This is a genomic window from Arthrobacter sp. Hiyo1 (genome assembly GCF_001263615.2).
Taxonomy (GTDB): domain Bacteria; phylum Actinomycetota; class Actinomycetes; order Actinomycetales; family Micrococcaceae; genus Arthrobacter.
Genome location: NZ_DF952469.1, coordinates 132482 through 134122, shown reverse-complemented (window position 1 = coordinate 134122; position 1641 = coordinate 132482). Strand labels below are relative to the sequence as shown.

Here is a 1641-nt window from a genome sequence, read left to right as displayed (position 1 = left end):
CGCGCCGGCCCGCGGGGGAGCCTGCGCTACTCCGCCGACGTCGTTGCGGAACCTTCGGGCTAGCCAGGCAGAGGATCCCAGTGCCATCAGGACCAGGAACAGAGCTGCCAGATGCCCGCCGTCGAGCACTCTTTGGGCCAGACCGGCAACCAGGAATCCGACGTGGACCAGCACGGCCGCGAGGAGGCCCAGGGTTGTTGGTTTACGGAACCGGAGCCGCCCCCGTTGGAGGCTGCCAATCGAGCTGACGAGAAGCGCCAGGCCCCAGGCCGCGAAGATGCCGCCCGCCCACACAAGGGGTCCCCGGCCCGAAATGTAGCTGGATGCGATGGAAAGCTCCACGAGGCCGGCCCCCATTCCCGCGAAACACGAAAACAGGGTGAGGGATGCCCCGGCGGTGGGTCCTACGGACGTCGCTGCTTGAGCTGACACGGACGGCTCCTTCCGGATTTCCGGGTTTTCTAGACGTGGGCCCTGGCGGTGGTGGCCGGAACCTTGTCCTGCGAGAGGCCGATGCCGAGGAGGACCACAGCGCTGGCCAAGTGCAGGACGTTGTCTGCGCCGTTAAGGGCAATGATGTTCAGCGCGGAGCCCACGAGGAACAGTCCGAGGATGCCGACAAGCAAGTAGACCGCACCGACTGTGGTGTTGATGGTCTTGGACAGCACGGTGCTGTTCATGCCCGCGTAGAGCAGGGCGGCGCCGATAGCGAGGTGGATGATGTTGTGCAGGGGGTTTACCGCAAAGATGATCAGATTGGCACCCTCGGTAGCGAAGAATCCAATTCCCGAGGTGACGAAGAATCCAACGACACCCACGAGCAGGTAGACGGCTCCAAAGATGGTGGCGATCAGGCGGTTGGGCGAAGTGCGCATGGTCCAAACCTTCCGGTATGGCCGGTTTGTATCCGGCCTGTGTTCGAAACCCCGGACGGGGCTCTCAACCAGAGATTCGGACCACCCGGCGCTATGGATGGGTGGGATCGGACGAATTTTTTCGACGTCAACCTTGTGGCTGGAGACGGATGGCGTCCATCTTCAAATCATTGCCTTCGAAGCTGTACCTGAAATTGAGGATTTTGCCCTGGCACTGCAGGGTTCCAGCAAGGTTGGCCGTATTGGTTCCGTTGACCGAACTGACGTTCACCGAGTCATAGTGGGGCTTGCAGCTGTTGTCCAGACCGAGGCCCGCGACGCCGGAAACGAACTCCTCTTTCGTCAAGCTTTGGGTGAGGACAGGGTCCATGTACTGGTCGTAGGCTTGCGAGCTTTGGCCGTTCACGATCAGGCGGGTGAAATCATCAGAGACGGCCATGGCCCTGTTCGTTGCATTTCCCAACAGATTGACCAGCACGACGATCCCCACAATGATCAGCACCAGGACCGCGCCGCCCGCTCCAAGGAGGATCCAGAGGAGCTTTCGCTTCTTCGCTGGCGGCGGGACGGGCATTCCGTACGGGCCGGGGTATTGGCCCGGCGGGCCGTAGAGGTTTGGCTGCGCATAGGGGCCAGGGTATTGCCCGGGTGGACCGTAAGGCGGGGTGCTGCCGTACTGTGGCGCTCCACCGCCCCACGCCGGCGGGAAGGCTTGCGGTTCCTGGTTCGGCTGCGGCGGTACCTGCGGGGTGCTCACGGTGGTTCC

The 1641-nt window shown here is 62.8% G+C and carries 2 protein-coding genes and 1 pseudogene; all 3 read right to left on the bottom strand.

Annotated elements, in window-relative coordinates:
* Positions 1-432, bottom strand: a pseudogene (locus AHiyo1_RS24485) (hypothetical protein); the annotation flags it as partial.
* Positions 433-461: 29 nt separating this feature from the next.
* Positions 462-875, bottom strand: coding sequence for a DUF4383 domain-containing protein (locus tag AHiyo1_RS05250; RefSeq protein WP_059387837.1), 414 nt, complete (start codon positions 873-875; stop codon positions 462-464).
* A 127-nt stretch (positions 876-1002) separates the two neighbouring features.
* The coding region (locus tag AHiyo1_RS26195) for a hypothetical protein (RefSeq protein ID WP_253257169.1) at positions 1003-1641 on the bottom strand (639 nt) is incomplete at its 5' end.

Coding starts and splice junctions, on each gene's coding strand:
- AHiyo1_RS05250 (WP_059387837.1), bottom strand. CDS start 875: ATGCGCACTTCGCCCAACCGCCTGATCGCCACCATCTTTGGAGCCGTC.